This is a genomic window from Anaerosinus sp. (assembly GCF_965318445.1).
Genome location: NZ_CBDNNH010000013.1, coordinates 1 through 3,557 on the forward strand (window position 1 = coordinate 1; position 3,557 = coordinate 3,557).

The window sequence follows — 3,557 nt, forward strand, 5'->3', positions numbered from 1 at the left end:
AAGAAGCACTCAATAAACTAGAAAAAATCTTTGACGCTAAAACGGTAAAAGAACAACAAGAACTAGCAGATTTATTTGGTGAAGTAGCATTTAAAGCAGTAGGAGATATTGCAGATAGAAATTGGAAAAATGCAAAAACACTAGAAGAAAAAGCGAAATGGGCAGAAGGCGGAGAATATAAAATTCTTCTACATACACTTGTAGGAGGAATGATGTCTGAATTCGCTGGAAATGGATTTAAATCTGGAGCAATAAGTGCAGGAATAAGCCAAGCATTGCAAAACCAACTATCTAAAATAGAAGATAAAGGGCTTAGGCTAATTGCAGGAGGTCTAGTCGCAGAAACGGTCAATAAGGTACTAGGACTAAAACCGGAAGTTGGATCAAGCACAGCTATAAGTGGCATAAAAAATAATGATTATTGCCATAGACCAACTTATGAAGGGGCGATTATATATACAGAGGAAAAGGGATATCAGCAATTAATAGATGGAGAATACAAGAAAATAGAAAAACCTCCAGAAGGAGTATATGTGTGGAAAGAAAATCCTGATAATCCCCAATATGGATGGGACTATAAATTAGGATCCGTTGATTTGTATGATGAAGATATGATAATTTGGCAAAAATTTATAGTGATTGATGGGAAAGCATATGGTGTTACACTAAGAAAAACAAATCCTATAAAAGAAAAAGAAGATTTGACGAGATTAGGTAAAACTTATTTTGATGCTGCGTTACTTGGGCAAAATGCTAGTGAAAGTGCCTATGACTTAATGAATGGTTCAAAGGAATATCAAGAATATTTAAAAGACATACTTACGGGATATTTTCCACACCTACTAGGAAACTAAATTTAAATAAGAAGGCTGTGCACTAAGTATTTTTACAAATAAATATGGAAATTGTTTTTTAGTGAAATTTTTTAGCTTAAAAGAATGACTCCTGTATATTTATTAGGATTGTCCGATTAGTGCAACAGCCACATTTATGAAGATAGAAAGATGGCTTTTATGATGATTTTATCCAATATATATCAACTAGTAATTAAGTTAATTAAAATACTAATCTTTTTACTTTTAATAATATTGTTGTCTCCAATACTATTATTTAATTCATTTTTTATATTAAATGGAGTAATTAATGCTCCCCCTAATTATGAAAGGCAAGGAACTAAGGGGCAGGCTCTTTATGAATTCTTAGCAATATTTACAAATGAGATAATATTAATTTATAAGAAATGGATGAATGAGAAAGTATCAAATAATAATATTTTAGATTCTCAAAAAGGAAAGAATTTAGCTAAGATTATTCTTTATAGTATAGGTATAATATTATTTACTGGTAGCATGTTAAATATGTGTATTTCTGGATATTATATCTTATATAAAAATGAAATAAAACAAGAAAATATTGAAATAAGAGAAGAATTTATAAGAATAAGAGAAGCATTTGAAAATAAGATAAAGACTTATGATTCAAAAAATATAATATATGATCATTATAATAAAATTGCCAAAACCGAAGAGTTTTGCATTGAATATAAATTTGTAAAGGGGGAGGATAAAAATTTTTATATTAGTATAATGCAAAAGAATGATTTTAATTTTTGGGGGCAATTGGAGAAGGAAAGAAAAAAAACTTTGTTATTTAAGAAAAATGAATATTTATGTACGATAGAATTAAGTGGAAGTGATGATGTAGTAGTTTTGTTAAGGAGAGATGATTTTTATCGAGATTCAAAATTTCATGATATATTAAGTCCGATTATTTTTTTAACATCAGGTATAAATCCTTTGAAGTATTTTGAAAAGCATGAATGATACAAAATTGACGGCACTCTTTGTCTAAAACTTAATAGCTAAATAAAAAATCAGAGGAGATAGGAATCTATTTTCTCTGATTTTTTAAAACAGTTCCGCAACCCTAAAAGCGCAAGACCTAACAAAAGAAGGCGCAATCATCACCGGCGGAGAAATCGAGCTCTACGCAAAAGACAATATCAAAATAACGGCAACCGATATCATCAACCAAACCCAAACAAAAAAAACGAACTACCGTGAGCTAAACCAAACAGAGCTTGGCAAAACAGCGACGATTACCGCACAAACAGGCAATGTAGAATTAGTTGCCACAAACGATATCAAAAACCAAAGCGGTAACCTAAGCGCAGGAAATAACGTAGAAATGACAGCAGTAGCCAAAGAAAAACACGTTGCAGTCGTCTACGACAAATCCAGTGCCCAAATCGACGAAGTGAATCATAAGCAAAGTCAATTAAATGCTGAAAACATCAATATTCAGGCAGGAAAAGATATTAAACTAAACGCTGTAGACGCAAACGCCCAGCAAAATATTACGACGACTGCTGGAAACAATATCGAAATTACAGCGGCAAAAGACCTGAATATCCTAGACGTAGACGCAGGAAATAAAGGCGAACACTATACGCGTGACCGAGCGGTAGATGAAACAGTGAAAGGCGGCAATTTTGACGCAGGAAAAAATATTCAAATTACAGCAGGACAAGATGTAAGCATCAAAGGCAGCCAAATCACCAGTGAACAAGGAAAAACAAAAATCCAAGCCCAAAATGATGTAACCATAGAAAACGAAACCGAATACCATGAAAGACTACACGAAGAACATAGAACAAAAGTTGGCGTACTTGCAACTACCACAACAAAAATTTACGACTACCAAAACGTCAACCAAGTCAAAGAAAGCTATGTAAACGGTAACGAAGTAGAAATTCAAATAGGTAAAGATACGAATATCACAGCATCTATCGTAGCAGCAGATAAAGAGATCAACATAAAAGCCGGCGAAAATATCAATATCAATTCCGCTAGCGAAACAAGCCAAAGTGAATACAGCAAAGAAGTAAAAAATCAGGAATATTTGGCAGTGGTGGACTCGGCTTTACGATTGGCAGTCAAAAACAAAAAGACTCCTATGACAATCAATCAGTAGAACAAGTCGGCTCGACCATTGGTAGCATCGGAGGAAACGTAACCTTAGAAAGCGGAAAAGATGTAGACATCAAAGCCAGCGAAGTAATCGCAGGCAAAGACATCAACATCACCGCAGAAAGCGTAACCATCGAAAACGCTGACAATACCTACAATGCCAAAGAAAAACACGAATTCAAGCAAAGCGGACTAAGCGTGTCCTTAGGCGGAAAAACAATTGAAACAGCACAAAGTATAGAGGCGTCATTAGATAGAGCAGGAAAAGTAGATAACAAACGACTTGAACAACTCTACCAATACAAAGCAGCAGAAACACTAATCAAAGACGGTAAAAATCTAGAAGGTGCAAAAGATATTGCAAACTCAAAGAAGTCAGATTTACAACTAAGCGTCAGCCTAGGAACAAGCAAAGCCGAAAGCAGTTATCAAAGCGATACAAAGGTTAATCAAGGCAGTACAATTCACGCAACCGGTGACGTAAACATCAAAGCAACTGAAAAAGACATCACCGTCAAAGGCAGTGAAATCACCGGCGAAAACGTAAATCTAGAAGCCAAAGAAAACATCAACATCATAGCCGGAACA

At 34.3% G+C, this 3,557-nt stretch carries 3 protein-coding genes and 1 pseudogene; all 4 read left to right on the top strand.

The features are described from left to right. Window positions 1-854: pseudogene (locus tag ACWZFG_RS06970) on the top strand (hypothetical protein); the annotation flags it as partial. Window positions 855-1,004: 150 nt separating this feature from the next. Next, complete coding sequence (locus ACWZFG_RS06975; protein WP_455577289.1) at window positions 1,005-1,823, top strand: hypothetical protein; 819 nt, start codon at window positions 1,005-1,007, stop codon at window positions 1,821-1,823. A 364-nt stretch (window positions 1,824-2,187) separates the two neighbouring features. Beyond that, window positions 2,188-2,973, top strand: a complete 786-nt coding sequence (locus ACWZFG_RS06980; RefSeq protein ID WP_455577290.1) for a hemagglutinin repeat-containing protein — start codon at window positions 2,188-2,190, stop codon at window positions 2,971-2,973. Further along, window positions 2,928-3,557: hemagglutinin repeat-containing protein (locus tag ACWZFG_RS06985; RefSeq protein ID WP_455577291.1), on the top strand; the 630-nt coding region annotated here is incomplete at its 3' end. The genes ACWZFG_RS06980 and ACWZFG_RS06985, both read left to right, overlap by 46 nt.

What these genes read in the sequence shown, in the direction of transcription:
- ACWZFG_RS06975 (WP_455577289.1), top strand. Translation starts at nt 1,005, where the DNA reads ATGGCTTTTATGATGATTTTATCCAATATATATCAACTAGTAATTAAG.
- ACWZFG_RS06980 (WP_455577290.1), top strand. Translation starts at nt 2,188, where the DNA reads ATGACAGCAGTAGCCAAAGAAAAACACGTTGCAGTCGTCTACGACAAA.